Genomic DNA, 18,051 nt, shown 5'->3' with positions numbered 1-18,051 from the left:
CTTTTGTTCAGTTTTCAAAGAACTGTGTGTTTCGTGTGTCGCTCGTTTTGGCGACTTTATTAGGATATCATCTTAAAAACAAGATGTCAACCAGTTTTTTTATCGTGTTTCCCGTCTGCAACAATGTTTCTGTGTGTCGCAGCGACAAGAAATAATATAGCACGATATAGATAAACAGGTCAACACCTTTTTAGAAAAAACTTTATTCTTTTATTGAGTAGTAACGATGATACAGGTTTTTGCTCTTGGTTACACGCTTGATTGCCTTTATATAACCCTTATCTTTTAGGTGTGTAAGAATCATAGGAAGATCGATCGCGTAGTCTTGTACCTCATCATGTTCCATTAACTCATGATAAGCCCACTCATCTTTTTGTTTGATAATACCCAACAGATGATGCGCACCTAATTTAGTTTTAGAAGATAGGGAGAACTCTGATGCTAGTAATAGAAGTTCGATTCTTTTATCAATCGTCTCTTCTCCTGTTACAAGCTCTTCATACAACTTAAAGATTTCAGGCTGAATCATCTTCACCTGGTTCCAAACTGTAACTTCTGGATAGTATCCATGCTCAATAACAGATAAACGCGCAAGATGGTGAAGAGCGTGCATGATGTTGTTGAATGCATCTAAATAATGGCCGGAGTGAAAGAGTTCTTTTCCGTCGTTATAACGGCGAAGCAGTTTTGCAAACTCAAGACCAATCTTATGTGTTCTCTCTTCAGCCGGAAACTCATGAAGTCGGTCTCTTAATCTTGTTATGTACTCATTGCGATTAAATAGAACTTTCCCGTTCATTACCCAATCAACCGCTCTTCTGTTCGTTCCAAGCATCAACCAAGAGTTAAGCAGTTGTTCTGTCACAATGTGAAGCGCAGCTGAAGTTGATTCAAACTCGTAGTGTTTGATCATCAAAGGCTGATCGGATTCTTTTACTATAATAAGAAGTATTGAATCAAAGTGATCAGTGCCAGGGCTGAATGGTTTATTTTTCTCAACAAAAAGCACCCCTAATGTGTTTTCGTTGCTTGCTCTCTCCTGATACAGTGGACGTAAAATATCTTCCATGAAGGTCATCTCCCATTTTAACAAAATCCTGTTTGTTACTTTCAACACCAAATAAGGAAATCCTTTTTCTTTTCCTAAGAGTTCATATGTTATACTAATGAACGGAGGAGGGACAGGTATGATAAAGTATACGAGCAAAATCAATAAAATACGTACGTTCGCTCTTAGCCTTGTGTTTATAGGTATTATCATCATGTATGCAGGCCTGTTTTTCAAGACAAGTTTTGTCGTTATGTCTATTTTTATGGTGATTGGGTTTATCGCAACGATCGCCAGTGCTGGTGTTTACTTCTGGATCGGTATGATTTCTACGCAGGCAGTACAGGTTGTTTGCCCAAACTGCGGAAAAGTAACAAAAGTACTCGGTCGTGTAGATGCATGTATGTCGTGTAACCAGCCACTTACGATGGATAAAGGTCTTGAGGGCGAAGAATTTGATGAAAAGTACAACTCTAAACGCCAGATGCGCAAAGAGAATAGATAAAGCTGACTTACCGTAGTGGAAAGTCAGCTTTTTTTTAATGTTTTCTTTTGCAATCCGGGCATACTCCGTAAATTTCCATACGGTGTCGTCCTACATCAAAGCCTGTTACAGATTCGGCTAGACTCTCAACTTCATCTAGACCTGGATAATGAAAATCCACAATCTTCCCGCATGAGTCACAGATGATATGATAATGATCTGTCGTCACACAATCAAATCGGCTTGATGAATCCCCATAAGTGAGTTCTTTTACAAGACCCGCTTCTTTAAATACTCTAAGGTTATTGTAGACTGTTGCTACACTCATATTTGGAAATTTTCCCTCCAGCGCTTTGTAGATCTCATCAGCAGTCGGATGGGACATTGATTGGATAAGATGCTCTAAGATAGCATGACGCTGAGGCGTAATCCGTACACCTACTGATTTTAAGTTGTCGATTGCCGCATTTATTTTAGCGCTTGACATCGTCATGCACCCCATTTCCTTGAAGAATTCTTACTTTATAATCGTTATAATTAGTCTACTGCCTTTCTACAGGTTTTGTCAATTGAAGTGTATGTATGCAGAATTCTATTATGAATGATCTTCGTGGAGAACTGGCTCTGTGACTTTCATTTGTTCGTTAACGTAACGTGCAGCAACAAAGAGGAAATCAGAAAGCCTGTTAAGATAAGACAATACTAGCGGATTCACTCCTTCAATTTCTACTGCAATACGTTCTGCTCGCCTTGCAATCGTTCGTGCCGTATGTAATGCGCTTGCAGATGGAGACCCTCCGGGAAGAACGAACTGCTTTAAAGGTTTCAGTCCCGCTTGCCATTGATCAATCGTTTCTTCAAGAAATGAGATATCTTCTTCTTTTAATTTCCACGCTACTTCTTTACCTGCTGGAGTCGCTAGCTCAGCTCCAACATGAAAAAGAACAGTCTGTACTTTTTGCATAACTGTTGTGACTTCTTCTGCCCATTCTTCCCTCGGCAGCAAACTCACGCCAAAGCCGATCATACTATTCGCTTCATCACACGTACCATACGCGTCTACGCGCACATCATTTTTAGCAACGCGTTCACCAAAAATTAAGGATGTTGTTCCTTTATCTCCAGTCTTTGTGTATATTTTCATATTAATACCCCCGGTCATATGGAATGATATTGATCATCTCTTCACGCTTATCATTTCGGTATAAAGTTAGATTATCACAAAAGATTTTAATCGCTCTATCTTGATATTGAGGTGAAATCCCTGAAAGATGCGGCGTAACCGTTACGTTCTGCATATCCCATAACGGGCTTTCTTCTTTTAAAGGCTCTTTTTCAAACACATCTAGAACTGCGTGGCCGATCTTCTCGGCTTGCAATGCTGTGATCAACTCTTTTTCGTCTACCGTTTTCCCTCTTCCTATATTAATGAATACTGCGTTCTGCTTCATTATAGAAAAGGCATTCTTTCCAACGAAATGAAAAGTTTGTGGTGTTGATGGGAGAACATTCACGATAAAATCACTTTCTTCATAAAGAGTGGAGATTCCTTCTTTGTCCACGATTGCATCACAGTTTTCAGCGGGATGCCCGCTTCTGTTAAATCCAATGGTTTTCATATTAAAAGCTTTCGCAAGTCTTGCTATCTCGCATCCAATGGCTCCTGTTCCTAATATTCCAAGTGTATTTCCAGAGATCTCAGTCATCGGAACTTTTCGATCCCACGTATGTTGTTTTTGGTTTTCTAATAATAAGGTTGCTTTCCGTGACACCTGCAGCATCATAGAGATCGTATATTCAGCCATAGGCGTTTTGTGTATGCCTCTTGCATTCGTGATTAGAACATCTTGTTTTTCTAAAGCTTCAAAAGGCATTTTATCAAGGCCTGCTGAAATGACCATGATCCATTTTAAAGCTTTGGCTTCTTCAACCAGCTCATTAGTCAGATCTTCTCCATAGGATACTAGGACTTCTGCTTGATTAAGATACGCCTTAGCTTCTTTCATATTATTATAAAAGTGAAATTCTTCTTCCGGGAATTTGTTCTTTATCTCGTCCTTTATCTCATCTCGCAATCGTGCACTTGAAAGAATCATAAGAAACACCTTCTTTTCGTGGAATAGAAAAAGCGGGAACGTGCTCCCCGCTTTTTTAGTTGTTGCTGTTTTGTTTAGATTGTTTAGTATTAGAAAGCTTTTTAAGGGAGTTGATTTCCGCTCCAGGTGCTTCGCTTTCCGGGGCAGGCGGTGAGCTCCTTGCCGCTTTGCGTCCTTAAGGATCTCACCTGACCGCTTGTCCCGCAGGAGTCCCGCACCTTCCACTACAATCAACAAGCAATGAAGAAAACGAAATACCTCCAAAAGCAATAATACTTTGGGAAGAGCATTTATTTTAGGTTCTCAGGATTCAACCCTTGAAGTTCTGGCAGTACGAACAAACCGTCTTTTCTGATCAATACATCATCAAAGTAGATTTCCCCGCCTCCGTACTCTGGACGCTGGATCAATACCATATCCCAGTGAATGCCGGATTCGTTTCCGTTATATGCATCTTGATAGGCTCTTCCAGGTGTGAAATGGATGCTGCCGCCTATCTTTTCATCAAATAAGATATCTCCCATTGGATGTTGGATAAGAGGATTTACCCCGATCGCAAATTCCCCAACATAACGTGCACCTTCATCTGTATTAAAGATCTCGTTTAATTTCTCGGTGTTGTCTGAAGTAGCTTCAACGATTTTTCCGTCTTTGAATGTAAGTTTTACGTTGTTAAACGTTGTACCGTGGTAAGGACAAGGTGTGTTATAAGTAATAGTTCCATTCACACTGTCTTTTACTGGTGCCGTAAATACTTCTCCGTCAGGAATGTTATTTTCACCTGCACACATTACAGCTGGGATTCCTTTGATCGAGAATGTTAAATCAGTTCCAGGAGCTGTGATGCGAACCTTATCTGTTCTTTCCATCAAGGCATGAAGTGGCTTTTGCGCTTCAGCCATTGCTTTATAATCAACGTTACATACATCAAGCACAAAATCAGTGAACTTTTCTAAGCTCATTTTTGCCATTTGTGCGAGACCTGTAGTTGGGTAGTTTAATAATACCCATTGGCGGTCGTTTATGATCATGTTTTGAACAGGTTTATTGATCTCAGCTTTCATCTGGAAGATCTCACTTGGAACTTCGGAGAACTCTGCATCATTGTTTTTACATTGAATAGAGATATATGCATCGATATCTTCAATGCGTGCAAGATCCCATTTCAATTGTGCCTCAGAATGTTCTCTCGTAGAACCCATCATTAACGCACGTGAAATCTCTTCATCTGCAAGTTGAACGTAAGGAAATGCTCCTAATTTATAAGTTTCCTGAACGAGCTCTTTTACAAGTGGCTTCCCTGCTAAGAATGAAGTAATAAGTACTTTTTGTCCTTTTTCAACCTTTAGTGAATGCGTCAGCAATGTTCTAGCCAACATCGTTAAACGTTCATCTCTCATTATGTATACCCCCGAAATTATATGTTATAAAATTCACACTATTTCATTTTATCACGCATGAGCCATCATGCCTATTTATTAAGAACGAAAAGCATAGTCTATCAGTCTCTGCTGCATACTAGTTGGCGTGGAGGTGAATGAATTCATGAACGTATCACGTGCTCAACAGATCATTGAGTCTGAAAAAGAAATTAAAGTGCTTCATAACGGAACTCCTGTATGGCTACAATCTGTTGATGAAAACAATCAAACCGCAAGAGCTTACACAAGAGAACAACCCGATCATGAGATGGACATTCCTGTTACAGAACTTCAGGAAAGCTGATTTTTTATCAACAAGTAAAAAAGCCCCGATTTCTTCGAGGCTTTTTTCTATACTAAGTTTTCTTCTATAAATTTGAGCGCTTCTTCAACATGATCCTTCACTTTAACTTTTCGATATTCTTTCGCGATGTTTCCTTCTCCATCGATAATAAACGTAGAACGTTCGATACCCATGTATTCTTTGCCGAAATTCTTTTTCAGTTTCCAAACATCGTAAAGCTCAGCAACTTTATGCTCCTCATCCGCTAAAAGGATGAACGGCAGACCATGTTTCTCAATAAATTTGTCATGTCGAGCTAATGGATCAGGACTCACCCCTAGAATAACAGTATTCTGTTTCTTAAAATCTTCATGACGATCTCTAAAATCACATGCTTGCGTTGTACATCCTGGCGTCATATCTTTTGGATAAAAGTATAAGACCACATTTTTCCCTTTAAAATCTGTTAATGCAACTTCTTCTCCATTACTTGCTGGCAATTTAAAGTCTGGTGCTTTACTTCCTGTTTTTATCGTCATAGCATTGAGACCTCCTTAAAATTTTCTCTTCTTTAAGGGTAGCCTATATATTCGGTTTCAAACAACTATTTTGCCATCTTGTTGTGGTGAACGACTGAAGATAATACGAAAGCAATCGGCAGCAAGTACCCGATTAATGCTTGAAGCGCAGCAATCCACCTTCCCGCTCCAACAGGTACGATGTCTCCATAACCTACTGACAAAATCGTCGTACTGCTAAAATAGATGCATGCTTCTATAAAAGAGAAAAAGTCACTCTGATTCAATTCTAGTTTTATGACGGGATAGCCCATTAAAGAGATAAGGGCATAGATGAGTCCAAATCCTGAAATAATCGTTCCGTACACGATGAACAAGATCAGCAGATGACTCGCTGGCATGAGATGTTCTTTAATTCCAGGATGTTTAAAGAGCATCCATATACTACGGATGATGAGACCAGCAGTTGTTATGAGTAAGATTATTAATATGGCATTTTCCATTCTGTCCACCTCTCTTTATCTTATGAAAAAGAAAGATTGAATAGGACAGCCTTATGATTAAAAAAGACAGCCTGCTTTTCACAGGCTGTCTTCTTACTTTTTATTTAGCTTGGTTTACTGAAATCGCTTCTGTTAACTCTTTTAACTGAAGTGTTAATTCACGTACACGCGTTTGTGCCAATTCATCAACGAGTACGTTACCTTCATCAAAATTAACCGGATCGGCAACAAATTGATCAGGCAGCACTAAGCTGTACACACCGCGGAGCACGGTGCGAAGATTAGTCAATGCGTTCATTCCGCCTTTCCCGCCTCCTGCAGCAACAGCAATCGCTGACGGTTTGTTCTTAAAATGCTTTCCTCCTAAGAAATCAAGTGCATTTTTCAACGCTCCGCTTATTCCACTGTGATACTCTGGGCTCGTTACAAAAAATCCATCAGCTTTTTCAGCATACTCAGCTAATTTTTTTACCGCCTCATTCTGAGCTGTCGTAGCATCTCCTGTAAATAGAGGCAATTTATCGATTCCTACATCAAAATACAACACTTCAACGTTCATCTGTTTCAACGTTTCAGCAGCGAACTGTGCAATTCCTCTTGTTCTTGATTCTGCTGTCGGACTTCCTGCGATCACCATGATTTTCATATGTATTTCCTCATTTCTGGATGCATTATTTTCTATGTTCATATTTTACAAGATTCCTATCGTTATATATAGCATAAGGAATTTCGAGAAGAAAAACAGGTCTAAAGTCCGAGTGATCATTTTATACGAAAAAAGAAGTGGAATCCTTTATACGAGGATCCACTTCTCGATCAAATTCCAGGTCAAACGTCAAAACAACTCTATAATTCCGTAGTAATTCGCTTTTTTTACGTAGTAAACTCTTTTTTATCCGTAGTAATCTCTATTAATTACGTATATAAATTTATTTATCCGATTTTCGACAATAGAGCCAGCGCTCTTTAGTTACCAGCGCCTCTATACTTTGTCACTCCGACGTTCCATAACGTTACAGCGATTAAGAAAAACACGATTCCCACAACTGGTGTTAAGAATGCATACGTATACCACTCTTCACGTTCTAAAAAATACGAAGATGGATATACACCAACAAACGCGAACGGAAGGATCCACGTTAACACATACTTGATCACTTTGTTATAAATATCAACCGGATATCTTCCGTAGTTTCCGATGTTGTACATCATCGGCATTATATCTGTTCTCGAATCAGACCAGAACCCGATGGTTGCAAGTGCAATAAAAATACCTGCATACACGAGTGCTCCGCCTATTACTAACAGAATGAAGATGAATGGATCGTACCAGCTGATCTCCAGACCCAGCTTATCACCTGCATAGAACATGACCACTAATCCTGTTACTACACCGAAAAGCGATTCTAGCTCCATTCGTTCCAGTACAATTTGAAATAGACTATGAACAGGTCTTGTTAAGATTCGATCCATCTCACCTTTAACAATGTATCTGTCTGTAAAATCCCAAATATTAAAGAAAGAAGCAAAGATTGAAAATGGAACTAAGAAGAATCCGTAAATGAAGATCATCTCATCCTTGCTCCATCCTGCAAGAAGATTCGTATGGCCGAATACGACGAGGATAAAAACGAGATTTACCGCTTGAAATAATAGATCTGAAAAGATTTCGACTATCATATCAGCACGATACGTAAGCCTTGTTTTTAAATATTGTCCGACATATTGAAAAAAGATTGAAATATACTCCATCTGCTATTAACCCCCTTGGACCACAAGCTGGCGCTTCGCCAAGATCCAAAGACCATACACGGGAATGATCAGGAGCAGCGACCATATTGCTTGGTTAAGAAGGGCTTCATAAATTTGCGAACCTTTAAACCCTTCCGTAAAAATCATACTCGGGATATAGCTGATCCCTTGAAACGGCAAGTAGCTCATCACGTTTTGAGCCCACATCGGATAGAAACTAAGCGGTAAGATGAGTCCAGAAAACAAATCGATCACAACGCGTTTCGCCCGAATCAATCCATCATTATTAAATAAGAAGAAGGTTGCGATTCCAGCTAACAAATTGATCTGTGTGTTAATGATAAAGCTGAACGTGATCGATAGGAAAAATAACAACCATGTACTTGCATTCGTGGAGAGCTCAATAGGAAACACGAGCGCAACGATAATCATTCCAGGAACAGAGAAGAATAAAAGTCGGAAAATCCCCTCACCTAATCCTTGCATCATCTTCATGTTTAAATACGGATAAGGACGAACCATCTCTACGGCTACTTTTCCTTCTTTAATCTCCATCGCAATCTCTCGGTCGATGTTGTTAAAATAAAAGGCCCGAGCCATCCACGCCACAGCTATATACGTTGTCATCTGAGTGATAGAAAGACCTTGTATGTTCTCTTTTCCTCCATAGATGGCACTCCATAGAAAGTAATAAGCTCCTATATTAATGCTGTAAATGAGTATTCCGCTGTAATAGTTCGTTCGGTATGCAAGCATCATTAGAAAACGGATGCGAATCATCTCGATATACTTACCCATGACGAACAGCACCTTCAACATAAATATTTCGGATGATCTCTTCTGTTGAGATCTCAAGAATCTTCAAGTCAGCAATCTTTTTAGCTGCAGTCACTTTTCCGATCACACCTGAAATTACGGTCTCGTCAGCATCAACAGAAGCAACCCATACCAGGTCACTCTCGCCTTTTTCCCAAACCACAAGATGTTCTTGTGTAAGATGCTGCAACTCTTCCAACGTCGCTTCTTCACTAAACTGAAACTGAATCTGTTTTCCTTCTGCCCAATTTTCACGAAGCTCTTTTAGCGGTCCATCATAGATGATTTTACCTTCATCAAGCATAACCACTCGTTCACAAAGCGCTTCAATATCAGAAAGGTCATGCGTTGTTAAAAGGATCGTCGTCCCGTATTTCTCGTTGATTCTTTTTAAAAACTCACGAATCTTCAACTTTACGAGCACATCAAGTCCGATCGTCGGCTCGTCCAGAAACAATAGCGGCGGATTATGAATAAGTGCTGCCGCCAGTTCACAGCGCATGCGTTGTCCGAGTGAAAGCTTTCGAACCGGTTTATCAAGCAACGGTCCGATATCAAGCGTTTCAATCACATCTTTCATATGCTCTTCATACTGTTGATCCGGCACATTGTAGATCTTTTTCAATAATCTGAATGACTCTTGAACAGCGATATCCCACCATAACTGCGATCTTTGTCCGAAGACGACGCCAATTGTTTTTACAAACTTCTCTCGCTCTTTATGCGGATTCATACCGTTAACGACAATCTTTCCGTCAGTCGGTGTAAGGATTCCTGTCAGCATTTTTATGGAAGTCGATTTACCCGCACCGTTCTCTCCGATATAACCGACCATCTCTCCTCTTTTTATCGTAAAAGAGATGTCATCCACTGCTGTCTTGATCGTATAGTTTCGTGTAAAAAGATCACGAAACGCCCCCTTCAGACCTGATCGGCTGGAGAAGGATTTAAATTCTTTTTTTAAACCTTGCACATCTATTATGTTCTGCATAAGAATGCCTCCGTAAATTTTTTCGTTATAAAGTGGTTGATCTGCGCTTCAGGTGCTTCGCTTTCCGTGGGGCAGGCGGTGAGCCACTTGCCGCTTTGCGCCCTTAAGTGTCTCACCTGACCAGCTACAGTGGCTAGCCCCTCGAGGTCAAAAGTTAAACGGTCAAGAAGGCAAAGTACGCCTTGCTAGCCCATTCAACTTTTGCTGGTCGGGGCTGAACGACCCACTTTCACATTTAAAACTGACCGCTTGTCCCACAGGAGTCTCGCACCTTCCGCTCCAATCAACTAATCAATGAAGAAAGTATCAAAAAAGAAAGTAACCTTTCTTAGAAAAACCAATTCAAAGCAATGTAAGGCCCTAATTATACATTGCAAAATTTAGAGTTTCTTAATAGAGAAACTCAAGGCACTCGAATAGTTTACTCCAATCCCGTTCATAAACTCAAATAGTTAAGACTACTCTGTCATAGTTTCTCATCCCTGTTCCTCGCGCTTATTCATGCTACAATATGTATTGAACTTAACTGACGTATCGTTTACAGGAGGTATTTATAGATGAATCACACGAAATCTGAAGCTCTATATGATGAAGCGCTTCTACATATTGTTGGCGGTGTAAACAGTCCGTCCCGTTCTTTTAAAGCAGTTGGCGGTGGTGCACCTGTATTTATGGAACGCGCACAAGGCGCATACTTTTGGGATGAAGACGGTAATCGTTACATCGATTATCTAGCTGCTTATGGTCCTATTATTACCGGACATGCTCATCCACATATCACAAAGGCGATCGTGAAAGCCGCAGAAAATGGTGTCCTTTACGGAACCCCTACTTCTCTTGAAGTAAAATTCGCGAAGATGTTAAAAGAAGCGATGCCTGCTATGGATAAAGTTCGTTTCGTAAACTCTGGAACTGAGGCGGTTATGACAACAATCCGCGTTGCCCGTGCTTACACAGGTCGCGATAAGATCATCAAATTCGCTGGCTGCTATCACGGCCATTCCGATCTAGTCTTAGTCGCAGCCGGCTCTGGTCCCTCTACATTAGGTACACCCGACTCAGCTGGTGTTCCAAAATCAATTGCGCAAGAAGTCATCACTGTTCCATTTAATGATGTTGACGCTTACCGCGAGGCGATGGATAAATGGGGAGATCAGATCGCTGCTGTTTTAGTGGAACCGATCGTTGGAAACTTTGGGATCGTTGAACCGAAAGAAGGCTTCTTGCAAGCTGTTAACGACATTACTCATGAGCAAGGTGCACTTGTAATCTATGACGAAGTGATTACCGCTTTCCGTTTTATGTATGGAGGCGCACAAGATCTTTTAGGTGTAAAACCTGACATGACAGCGCTCGGAAAGATTATCGGTGGCGGTCTGCCGATCGGCGCATATGGCGGTAAACAAGAGATCATGGAAAAAGTAGCACCACTCGGACCTGCGTACCAAGCAGGAACGATGGCAGGTAACCCAGCGTCAATCTCAGCGGGTATTGCTTGTTTAGAAGTGTTAAAACAAGAAGGCGTTTACGAGGAAATGGACCGCTTGGGTGCGATCCTTGAAAAAGGTTTGCTAGAACAAGCCGAGAAATATGGTGTATCCGTTACGATTAACCGCTTGAAAGGTGCTTTAACGCTCTATTTTTCCGATGAAAAAATCGAGAACTATGTACAAGCAGAAGCAACAGATGGTGAGATTTTCGGAAGATACTTCAAACACATGCTTCATGAAGGAATCAATCTCGCTCCATCTAAATACGAAGCGATGTTCTTAACAACTGCACACACCGAAGAAGACGTTCGCGCAACGATCGAAGCAGCTGGGAGAGCATTCAGCTCACTATAAGTTTTATAGGTAAACGAAAGAATCCGTCATCGCACGGATTCTTTTTTTGATTTAAGGGAAAACCTGTAATAGAGGGTGTTTGATTTTCATAAGGTATATAGGTGTGTACTTTTCACAATTTGTTAACAGATATTTACTTGATTAAAAGGACGAAACAGTTTATAGTGTTTGAGATTATTAACATTTTTTATGAGAAAGGAATTATCGCAGTTATGAAACTAGGAGCCCGAATGATTAAAACGGGTTTAGCCATTTCTTTATCGATCTATTTAGCGATGTTGTTTCAATTGGAGCAACCAGCCTTTGCCGCGATTGCCGCTACATTTGCGATCCAGCCATCCATCTATAGATCGTATCAAACCATTTTAGAACAAGTTCAAGGTAACGTGGTTGGTGCCCTTTTTGCTATTATTTTTGTTATTTTATTAGGCAATAACCCATTTGTTATCGGATTCGTTGTCGTACTTGTTATCGCAGCGAACTTAAAGATGAAGATTGAGAAAACGATTCCGTTATCCATCGTTACCGTAATCGTAATCATGGAGAGCCATACCGAGAACTTTATCGGTTTTGCGATCGATCGTTTCTTATTGATCATGCTCGGCGTATTATCAGCGTTCTTAGTTAACCTGGTATTCATGCCACCTAAATACGAAACAAAGCTGTATTATAAAATATCCGATCACACGGACGAAATCATAAAATGGATTCGCATGATTACCCGTCATGCTACAGAACATAGTGCTCTAAAAGAGGATCTGCCACGCTTAAAAGAAAACCGCTTTAAGATGGATCAATATTACTTATTGTATAAAGAAGAACGTACGTATTTTAGAAGCAATAAGTATACGAAAACACGTAAGCTGGTTCTTTACCGCCAGATGATTCAAACAACAAACAAAGCACTCGAACTGTTGAAGAGCCTTCACCGTCATGAAAATGAGTTGAACAACATGCCGGAACCTCTTCAAGAACTGATTCAATTAAAACTGGATGGCTTGACCAACTTCCACGAACAGATGTTGTTGAAATACACGGACAAAATTCGTGCGCAGCATACACTCGATATGGATGAGGCCATCAACAAAAAAGCACTCATGACCTGTATCATGAGCTATTACAAAAATCCAGAGAACGAAGATTGGATCGAATTGTTCCCCGTCTTCGCACTGATTATAGATTACGCAGACCAATTGGAGCATTTGAACACATTGGTAGAAAGCTTTAAGAACTACCACCAGGAAGACAGTGAAGTTCAGTTGGATCAGCGGTTTGAGGATTAAAATTATGAATTGGAAGCCAGCCCTTTTTGATTTTGAGGGCTGGTTTTTTTGTTGTTTGTGGTGGTTAAACCAATCGTGGCTGGGTAATGCTCGTTACGCCTCTGTCGAAATATGTCTAGGATTGTAGACTCGTGGATAAACCACGAAAACTTTAGGATTCAAGGATAAAACTCGTGGATTAAACACTATTTCTTGTGGATTCATAGGTGAAATTTGTGGATTGAACTGGTTTTCAATGTGATATTAGGTATCTTGGTCTTTGAACCAAACGTAAGAATGCGGCAAAATGGAGTTCCATGATCCTAACAAAAATAGTAGGAGGCGTTCCATTTGAAAAAAGAAAGAAAAGCACCCATTTTTATTACCAAATTATCTAAATTGGTTAAAAGAATTCCACCCAATCATTTTAAGAAACAAGAATTTCAGGATTTGTTGCGGAATCATTCATCAGGCTTTAAAGGCGAGCAGTCGCTCGAATACTTTTATCGTTATCTGCCTAAGGATATACTTTACTTACATGGTCTTCGAATATTAGACGGTGAATATTTTTTTCAAATGGATACTCTTCTTATTACACCGAGTTTCATTACAATCCTTGAGATCAAATATATGGCTGGTCATCTTTATTTTGAAGACCAATTCTTTCAATTCATTCGAACATACGCTGGAAAAGAAGAGGCATTCCCAAATCCAATCGATCAAGTGTCTCGCCAAAAAATTCATCTTACTAGAGTATTAGAACAACATAAGCTTCATTTAATACCTATTGAAACACTGGTCGTTATGACTCATCCTGCTGCAATTATTGAAGCGGCATCAGGTTACCAAGAAGCTAATGAAAAAGTGATTAAGAGTTCGAGTTTACAGCAAAAGTATGAAACTCTGTTACAGAAATATCCAAATGCGGTTATTACTCAAAAACAAGTTAAAAAACTAGCAAAACTTCTCCTCAAGTTAAGCTCTTCGTACGATCCAGATATTTGTGAGCTTTTCCAAGTAAATAAGAATGAGCTCTCAAAAGGAGTTTTTTGTCCAACTTGTCCTCACTCCATCATGAACTACACTTGGGGGAAATGGCATTGTTCTACTTGTAATACTTCATCAAAAACTGCGCACATTGAAGCTCTTCAAGATTACGCACTATTAATATCAAATCACATATCAAATTATGAGTTTGCATGGTATTTAAATTTACAATCGAGCAGCCAAGCCTACCACCTTCTACGTTCGTTAAATCTACCCTCAATAGGTACAAATCGAACAAGACTCTATAACCTAACCCCACTCCTAGAAAAAACCACATAAAAAAAGAAGACTGGCCAAAGCCAAGCCTCCTCATCTACAACTAATCTCTAGCTCTTCATTCGTGGATCTAATGCGTCACGCAGACCGTCACCCATCAGGTTGAATCCGAGTACGGTGAGCATAATCGCTAAGCCTGGGAATAATACGGTCCATGGCGCTTGAATGATAAAGTCTTTTGAATCTGCGAGCATCTTACCCCACTCTGGAGTTGGTGGCTGTGCACCCATTCCTAGGAATCCGAGAGCAGCTGCTTCAATGATAGCTGCCGCTATCGCAAGTGTTCCTTGAACGATAATGGGAGCTAAGCTGTTCGGCAAGATGTGATGGATTAATATCCTGAAATCACTCATACCTATAGCTCGTGCGGCAGTTATATATTCTTCTTCCTTTACACTTAGTACCCTGGATCGTAATAGCCTTCCGAACGTTGGAATATTAATGATGGCAATCGCGATCAACGCGTTTTTTAATGATGGCCCAAGTACAGATACTACTGCAATGGCAAGTAGGATACTTGGAAATGCGAGCAAAATATCAAATATGCGGGATATGATGCCGTCAATCCATTTTCCATAATAACCAGCTATGATACCTAATAGTGAACCTATGATCACTGATCCTGCTACTGAAAAGAAACCTACCCATAGGGAAATTCGTGCGCCGTAGATGATTCTACTTAAAATATCTCGACCGAATTCATCGGTACCAAACCAGTGTTCAGCAGAAGGTGAAATATGTTTATCTGCCAAATTTCCATCCCTATAATGGTAGGGAGCTACTAGATCAGCAAATATAGCTAGAATGATAAAAAACGAAACGATAGATAGACCAACAAGAGCGATTTTGTTCTTCTTAAAATTCCTCCATGCTTCTTTCCAAGGAGAAATAACTTTGTCTTCAACTGGAGCTGGCACATGCTGCGGAACTATTGGAGGTGTTGATTTAGCTAGTTGTTCTGACATGCTCTTATTCCTCCTTATTTAAATTTAATTCTCGGATCGATTGCTGCATACAGCAGATCTACGAGAAGATTTATTAATACAAAAATGGTAGCGACAACAAGGATACCTGATTGAATGACAGGGTAATCACGGAACGAGATTGCATCATAGATATAAGTTCCAATCCCAGGCCATCCAAAGATTGTTTCAGTTAAGATTGCTCCTCCTAGTAAAAGTCCTGTTTGCAATCCGATAACTGTAACAACTGGAATCATTGCGTTTTTCAAAGAATGCTTGTACACCACCCAAAACATTTTCATTCCTTTTGCACGAGCTGTACGAATATAATCTGAACGCATGACCTCAAGCATACTAGATCGCGTCATCCTTGCGATGATTGCCATAGGGATTGTACCTAGTGCAACACCTGGCAGAATGAGATGGCGGATTACTTCAGTGAATTGGTCGAACCTACCCTGAATGAGTGTATCAATTAGATATAAGTGTGTAATCGGATCAACCGGAACACGAATATTATCTCGCCCTGTAGTAGGCAATAAGTCTAATTGGATGGAGAACACATACTGTTCCATCAACCCCAGCCAGAAAATAGGCATTGATACACCGATCAGTGCGAGTACCATGGCTGAATAATCAAACCACGAATTTTGAAACCATGCAGAAATGATTCCTGCATTCACTCCTACTACGATTGCAATAATCATTGCAATAAAGGCTAATTCCATTGTTGCTGCTAAATACGGCCAGATTTCCTCGGAGATCGGAACATTGGTCTTTAAAGAAACACCTAGATCTCCTGTGATTAATCCTTTAATATAAGCAAAAAATTGTGTGTACCAGGGCTGGTCCAAGCCAAGCCTTCTTGTTAATCCTTCAATGGCTTCTTGTGTCGCCTGTTGCCCTAAAATTAACTGTGCTGGGTTCCCCGGTATAGCACGAATCATCATGAAAACAATAAATGTCATCCCTAAAAGTACCGGGACTAGTGTTGCTAACCGTCTGATCGTATAGGCAAACATCTGGTCACCTCTTTCTGTAAAGATTGCGAGTTAACATATTTTCTCATGGTGCAAAAAAAAGGGGAGCAGGATGATCTGCTCCATACTCCCCGCCAAACTTTATTCGAAAGATGTATCTCCAAAAGATTGTGAACCTGTAGGATGAGGAACAAATCCTTTAATCTTGCTAGCACCTGCTAATTGCGGTTTAGAGTGAACAAGCGGTACCCAAGGAGCATCTTCATGAATGATCTCTTGTGCCTTTTTGTAAAGTTCAGCACGCGTATCTTCATCCGGAGTAGATTGCGCTTCTAGTAATAGCTTATGAACTTCTTCATTCGTGTAACGAGAATAGTTGTTAGACCCGATGTTGTCTTTATCAAGTAATGTGTAAAGGAAGTTATCAGCATCTCCGTTATCACCAGTCCAACCTAGCATGAATACCGGTGCTTCACCATTACGTGTCTTTTCAAGGTACGTACCCCACTCAAACGTTACAATGTTAGCTTCGATTCCAACTTTTGCAAGGTTCGCTTGGATTGCTTCAGCAACTTTTTGTCCATTTGGCATGTATGGACGTGCTACAGGCATTGCCCAAAGGTCCATCTTGAATCCATCAGGTACACCCGCTTTTGCTAAAAGTTCTTTAGCTTTAGCTTCGTCGAACTCACGGTCTTGAATGCTATCGTTATAACCATTGATTGAAGGTGGCATTGGGTTTTTAGCCGGCTCTGCAGTTCCTTCGAAGAAGTTGTCGATAATCGCTTGCTTATCGATCAAGTGGCTGATCGCCTGACGAACTTCTTTCTTGTCGAATGGAGCTTTTTCAACGTTAAATCCTAGGTAACCAACGTTCATAGAAGGACGCTCAAACAATTGAAGTTTGCCGTTATCTTGAACTTTTTTCATATCAGATGGGTTCAAACCATCCATTAGATCGATCTCGCCTTTTGTTAACGCATTTAAACGAGAAGAGTTATCTTTGATTACTTTAAATGTTACTCCATCAAGTTTTGGAAGATCTTTTACCCAATAGTCAGCGTTCTTCTCAAGAACGATCGTATCGTTTGGCTTCCAGCTCTTGAATTTGAATGGACCTGTTCCAACTGGCTCTTTGCTTAGCTTGTCTCCATCTAACGATTTAGGACTTGCGATAGCAAACGGGCTCATTGCAATGTTCTTTAAGAACGGTGCTTGAGGGCGCTTAAGCTTAAACACAACTTTATATTCACCATCAGCTTTTATGCTTTCGATCACGTGACCTTCGTCACCTTCGAAACCACCAAACATAGATTTGTAGTAATAGAACTTCTCTTCATCTTTACTCTTAGCCCAACGCTCAAAGTTCTTGATAACCGCATCAGCGTTAAACTTCTCGCCATCATGGAATTTAACACCTTCTTCAAGCTCAAACGTATATGTCAAGCCATCTTCAGAAACTTCCCATTTCTTAGCAAGACCTTCAACGATATCTGTATTATCTTTTCCATAGTTTACAAGCGGCTCATAGATTTGCTCTGTTACGATAAAAGACTCACCATCAGTAACAATAGCTGGATCAAGTGCAACAGAATCTCCGCCACGACCGTAGATCATGACATTGTTCGGATCGACTTTACCGTCGTCTCCACCTTTGCTGCTATCCCCGCCTGATGAACACCCTGCTAACGCAAGAGATAAAGCAAGCATTAAAGCAAATAAAGTTAATAAACTTTTCTTCATCTTCTTTCCCCCAGTTCTCATTTTA

19 protein-coding genes are annotated in these 18,051 nt (G+C 40.3%); 5 read left to right on the top strand and 14 right to left on the bottom strand.

Going from position 1 to position 18,051, the window contains the following annotated elements; translation table 11 throughout:
- Window positions 1-202: 202 nt before the first annotated feature.
- Window positions 203-1,069, bottom strand: a complete 867-nt coding sequence (locus ACNJYY_RS03440) for a nucleotidyltransferase-like protein (RefSeq protein ID WP_416730573.1) — start codon at window positions 1,067-1,069, stop codon at window positions 203-205.
- 118 nt (window positions 1,070-1,187) lie between these two features.
- Between ACNJYY_RS03440 and ACNJYY_RS03435 the strand changes: the two genes are divergently transcribed.
- Window positions 1,188-1,553: a YgzB family protein gene (locus tag ACNJYY_RS03435; RefSeq protein ID WP_066286256.1), complete on the top strand. Its 366-nt coding sequence runs from the start codon at window positions 1,188-1,190 to the stop codon at window positions 1,551-1,553.
- Window positions 1,554-1,587: 34 nt separating this feature from the next.
- Here ACNJYY_RS03435 and perR read toward each other — a convergent pair whose 3' ends face one another.
- The 4 genes from perR to ACNJYY_RS03415 all read right to left on the bottom strand — a co-directional run bounded on the left by perR (window position 1,588) and on the right by ACNJYY_RS03415 (window position 5,028).
- Window positions 1,588-2,019 (bottom strand): peroxide-responsive transcriptional repressor PerR, encoded by a 432-nt coding sequence (gene perR / locus ACNJYY_RS03430; RefSeq protein WP_137792276.1) that lies wholly within the window; start codon window positions 2,017-2,019, stop codon window positions 1,588-1,590.
- A gap of 108 nt (window positions 2,020-2,127) precedes the next feature.
- On the bottom strand, window positions 2,128-2,676 hold the full coding sequence (locus tag ACNJYY_RS03425) for a cob(I)yrinic acid a,c-diamide adenosyltransferase (protein WP_416730572.1): 549 nt from the start codon (window positions 2,674-2,676) through the stop codon (window positions 2,128-2,130).
- Window position 2,677: 1 nt separating this feature from the next.
- Window positions 2,678-3,628, bottom strand: a complete 951-nt coding sequence (locus ACNJYY_RS03420) for a D-2-hydroxyacid dehydrogenase (RefSeq protein ID WP_416730571.1) — start codon at window positions 3,626-3,628, stop codon at window positions 2,678-2,680.
- A 290-nt stretch (window positions 3,629-3,918) separates the two neighbouring features.
- Entirely contained in the window at window positions 3,919-5,028 is a 1,110-nt protein-coding gene (locus ACNJYY_RS03415) for an aminopeptidase (protein WP_197223029.1), read from the bottom strand.
- Window positions 5,029-5,173: 145 nt separating this feature from the next.
- Between ACNJYY_RS03415 and ACNJYY_RS03410 the strand changes: the two genes are divergently transcribed.
- Window positions 5,174-5,353, top strand: coding sequence for an H-type small acid-soluble spore protein (locus ACNJYY_RS03410; RefSeq protein WP_416730570.1), 180 nt, complete (start codon window positions 5,174-5,176; stop codon window positions 5,351-5,353).
- Between the two features lie 47 nt (window positions 5,354-5,400).
- Here ACNJYY_RS03410 and bcp read toward each other — a convergent pair whose 3' ends face one another.
- The 6 genes from bcp to ACNJYY_RS03380 form a co-directional block, all read right to left on the bottom strand.
- Complete coding sequence (gene bcp, locus ACNJYY_RS03405; protein ID WP_416730569.1) at window positions 5,401-5,871, bottom strand: thioredoxin-dependent thiol peroxidase; 471 nt, start codon at window positions 5,869-5,871, stop codon at window positions 5,401-5,403.
- Window positions 5,872-5,936: 65 nt separating this feature from the next.
- The gene (locus ACNJYY_RS03400) at window positions 5,937-6,353 is read right to left on the bottom strand and encodes an ion channel (RefSeq protein ID WP_197223026.1); all 417 of its coding nucleotides are present in this window, start codon (window positions 6,351-6,353) and stop codon (window positions 5,937-5,939) included.
- 100 nt (window positions 6,354-6,453) lie between these two features.
- Window positions 6,454-6,999 (bottom strand): NADPH-dependent FMN reductase, encoded by a 546-nt coding sequence (locus ACNJYY_RS03395; RefSeq protein WP_197223025.1) that lies wholly within the window; start codon window positions 6,997-6,999, stop codon window positions 6,454-6,456.
- A gap of 320 nt (window positions 7,000-7,319) precedes the next feature.
- Entirely contained in the window at window positions 7,320-8,105 is a 786-nt protein-coding gene (locus ACNJYY_RS03390) for an ABC transporter permease (RefSeq protein ID WP_191755535.1), read from the bottom strand.
- A gap of 6 nt (window positions 8,106-8,111) precedes the next feature.
- Window positions 8,112-8,903, bottom strand: coding sequence for an ABC transporter permease (locus ACNJYY_RS03385; RefSeq protein WP_144703842.1), 792 nt, complete (start codon window positions 8,901-8,903; stop codon window positions 8,112-8,114).
- Window positions 8,896-9,912 (bottom strand): ABC transporter ATP-binding protein, encoded by a 1,017-nt coding sequence (locus tag ACNJYY_RS03380; RefSeq protein ID WP_416730568.1) that lies wholly within the window; start codon window positions 9,910-9,912, stop codon window positions 8,896-8,898. Before ACNJYY_RS03380 ends, ACNJYY_RS03385 begins: the two co-directional genes overlap by 8 nt.
- Window positions 9,913-10,469: 557 nt before the next feature.
- Between ACNJYY_RS03380 and ACNJYY_RS03375 the strand changes: the two genes are divergently transcribed.
- The 3 genes from ACNJYY_RS03375 to ACNJYY_RS03365 all read left to right on the top strand — a co-directional run bounded on the left by ACNJYY_RS03375 (window position 10,470) and on the right by ACNJYY_RS03365 (window position 14,344).
- The gene (locus ACNJYY_RS03375; RefSeq protein ID WP_416730567.1) at window positions 10,470-11,756 is read left to right on the top strand and encodes a glutamate-1-semialdehyde 2,1-aminomutase; all 1,287 of its coding nucleotides are present in this window, start codon (window positions 10,470-10,472) and stop codon (window positions 11,754-11,756) included.
- A gap of 212 nt (window positions 11,757-11,968) precedes the next feature.
- A complete protein-coding gene (locus ACNJYY_RS03370) occupies window positions 11,969-13,039 on the top strand; it encodes an FUSC family protein (protein ID WP_416730566.1) in 1,071 nt (356 codons plus the stop codon).
- Window positions 13,040-13,369: 330 nt separating this feature from the next.
- Window positions 13,370-14,344, top strand: a complete 975-nt coding sequence (locus ACNJYY_RS03365; protein WP_416730565.1) for a nuclease-related domain-containing protein — start codon at window positions 13,370-13,372, stop codon at window positions 14,342-14,344.
- Between the two features lie 47 nt (window positions 14,345-14,391).
- Here ACNJYY_RS03365 and ACNJYY_RS03360 read toward each other — a convergent pair whose 3' ends face one another.
- From ACNJYY_RS03360 to ACNJYY_RS03350, 3 genes are all read right to left on the bottom strand, one after another.
- Window positions 14,392-15,306 carry an ABC transporter permease gene (locus ACNJYY_RS03360; protein ID WP_416730564.1) on the bottom strand — a complete coding sequence of 305 codons (915 nt, stop codon included), beginning with the start codon at window positions 15,304-15,306 and terminating at the stop codon, window positions 14,392-14,394.
- A gap of 14 nt (window positions 15,307-15,320) precedes the next feature.
- Window positions 15,321-16,325, bottom strand: a complete 1,005-nt coding sequence (locus tag ACNJYY_RS03355; protein ID WP_144703857.1) for an ABC transporter permease — start codon at window positions 16,323-16,325, stop codon at window positions 15,321-15,323.
- Between the two features lie 99 nt (window positions 16,326-16,424).
- A complete protein-coding gene (locus ACNJYY_RS03350; RefSeq protein WP_416730563.1) occupies window positions 16,425-18,026 on the bottom strand; it encodes an ABC transporter substrate-binding protein in 1,602 nt (533 codons plus the stop codon).
- Between the last annotated feature and the right edge of the window lie 25 nt (window positions 18,027-18,051).

The organism is Fictibacillus tiangongensis (assembly GCF_048083785.1).
Classification (GTDB): Bacteria; Bacillota; Bacilli; order Bacillales; family Fictibacillaceae; genus Fictibacillus.
This window is presented reverse-complemented; position numbering and strand designations above follow the sequence as displayed.

What these genes read in the sequence shown, in the direction of transcription:
- ACNJYY_RS03440 (WP_416730573.1), bottom strand. Translation starts at nt 1,069, where the DNA reads ATGGAAGATATTTTACGTCCACTGTATCAGGAGAGAGCAAGCAACGAA.
- ACNJYY_RS03435 (WP_066286256.1), top strand. Translation starts at nt 1,188, where the DNA reads ATGATAAAGTATACGAGCAAAATCAATAAAATACGTACGTTCGCTCTT.
- perR (WP_137792276.1), bottom strand. Translation starts at nt 2,019, where the DNA reads ATGTCAAGCGCTAAAATAAATGCGGCAATCGACAACTTAAAATCAGTA.
- ACNJYY_RS03425 (WP_416730572.1), bottom strand. Translation starts at nt 2,676, where the DNA reads ATGAAAATATACACAAAGACTGGAGATAAAGGAACAACATCCTTAATT.
- ACNJYY_RS03420 (WP_416730571.1), bottom strand. Translation starts at nt 3,628, where the DNA reads ATGATTCTTTCAAGTGCACGATTGCGAGATGAGATAAAGGACGAGATA.
- ACNJYY_RS03415 (WP_197223029.1), bottom strand. Translation starts at nt 5,028, where the DNA reads ATGAGAGATGAACGTTTAACGATGTTGGCTAGAACATTGCTGACGCAT.
- ACNJYY_RS03410 (WP_416730570.1), top strand. Translation starts at nt 5,174, where the DNA reads ATGAACGTATCACGTGCTCAACAGATCATTGAGTCTGAAAAAGAAATT.
- bcp (WP_416730569.1), bottom strand. Translation starts at nt 5,871, where the DNA reads ATGACGATAAAAACAGGAAGTAAAGCACCAGACTTTAAATTGCCAGCA.
- ACNJYY_RS03400 (WP_197223026.1), bottom strand. Translation starts at nt 6,353, where the DNA reads ATGGAAAATGCCATATTAATAATCTTACTCATAACAACTGCTGGTCTC.
- ACNJYY_RS03395 (WP_197223025.1), bottom strand. Translation starts at nt 6,999, where the DNA reads ATGAAAATCATGGTGATCGCAGGAAGTCCGACAGCAGAATCAAGAACA.
- ACNJYY_RS03390 (WP_191755535.1), bottom strand. Translation starts at nt 8,105, where the DNA reads ATGGAGTATATTTCAATCTTTTTTCAATATGTCGGACAATATTTAAAA.
- ACNJYY_RS03385 (WP_144703842.1), bottom strand. Translation starts at nt 8,903, where the DNA reads ATGGGTAAGTATATCGAGATGATTCGCATCCGTTTTCTAATGATGCTT.
- ACNJYY_RS03380 (WP_416730568.1), bottom strand. Translation starts at nt 9,912, where the DNA reads ATGCAGAACATAATAGATGTGCAAGGTTTAAAAAAAGAATTTAAATCC.
- ACNJYY_RS03375 (WP_416730567.1), top strand. Translation starts at nt 10,470, where the DNA reads ATGAATCACACGAAATCTGAAGCTCTATATGATGAAGCGCTTCTACAT.
- ACNJYY_RS03370 (WP_416730566.1), top strand. Translation starts at nt 11,969, where the DNA reads ATGAAACTAGGAGCCCGAATGATTAAAACGGGTTTAGCCATTTCTTTA.
- ACNJYY_RS03360 (WP_416730564.1), bottom strand. Translation starts at nt 15,306, where the DNA reads ATGTCAGAACAACTAGCTAAATCAACACCTCCAATAGTTCCGCAGCAT.
- ACNJYY_RS03355 (WP_144703857.1), bottom strand. Translation starts at nt 16,325, where the DNA reads ATGTTTGCCTATACGATCAGACGGTTAGCAACACTAGTCCCGGTACTT.
- ACNJYY_RS03350 (WP_416730563.1), bottom strand. Translation starts at nt 18,026, where the DNA reads ATGAAGAAAAGTTTATTAACTTTATTTGCTTTAATGCTTGCTTTATCT.